This is a genomic window from Aeromonas sp. 1HA1, assembly GCF_029237385.1.
Lineage (GTDB): Bacteria > Pseudomonadota > Gammaproteobacteria > Enterobacterales > Aeromonadaceae > Aeromonas > Aeromonas popoffii.
On the sequence record NZ_JAACGC010000189.1, the window covers coordinates 1 to 973 of the forward strand.

The 973-nt window shown below is 63.7% G+C and carries 1 protein-coding gene; it reads right to left on the minus strand.

All coding sequences use genetic code 11. The features are described 5' to 3' along the window. Nucleotides 1-973: pyocin knob domain-containing protein (locus tag GWQ22_RS21575; protein WP_275931638.1), on the minus strand; the 973-nt coding region annotated here is incomplete at both ends.

Consider the following 973-nt stretch of genomic DNA (forward strand, 5'->3'; position numbering starts at 1 on the left):
CCCGCACTGCACCTATATTGCTGCAATAGCGTAGATAGTTATCGCCGCCAGCATTGACGCGAAATGCAATGGCTCCGGCAATGCTGGCCTCATTAGCGATGGTGGTTCTGATTGTACTAGCATGCAGTTGGGCTGCCGTATCCCGCACCGCATAAGTATCGGCAACCGGCCCAGCACTCCACCCTTTGTTGACAACCAGCCCAAGCCCCACCTCCGCCGCTGTCGGCTTGTTCTGGGTGTTGTAGTCTCTGGCCCAGGGGGTGAAAGCCCCGGTGTTGTACTGGGCGCGAGTGTAGATCCGGGAGGTGTTGTAGACGTGGTAACGCTGCTGCACCCCGGCGCCAGCGGTCACTGTCAGGGAGCCGGCTTTAGGCTCTGGGTAGTTCAGCGAGGCCGCGGCATTGGCATCGGAATCCTGGCGAAACACGCTGGGGGTGATGAGGGTGTTCAGGTCTTCCTTGGCCAGCGGGATCGGATTGGTCAGCGTGCCCGGGTGGGTGTGGTTGCCCGCCGCCAGGTCCGGCTTGCTGGTCACCTCTGCCCAACTGGGCCAGCGGCTGGCGGTGGCCGGTACCTGGTCGAGCTCGGCCCACTGGTGGCGGTGGCTGCCGTCTTTGATTTCCACTGCGATGGTGACGCCCTGGGCATCTTCCAGGATGCCCTTGCCGGTGACATCGCCGGCCAGCTCGATGGTGCGCTTGCGGCGCACGTCGGTGACGCTGCCGTTGGCATTGATGATGGCCACCTTGGCCACATGGTGCTGATGGCCGTTGGCGTCCAGGTAGTCGGTGAGCTCCGGCACACTCAGGGCCAGGGTGAAGTGATTCACCCAGGCATCGAGCAGGGAGCCCGCCCGGTAGATGTCGAGCCAGAGCCCCACCGGCTTGGCGCTGGGGGTCACCTTCTTGACTTCATCGAGCTGGGCGCGTAGGCCGCCCACATAGGCCACCCCGGGCTGCACCTTGTAGACCCC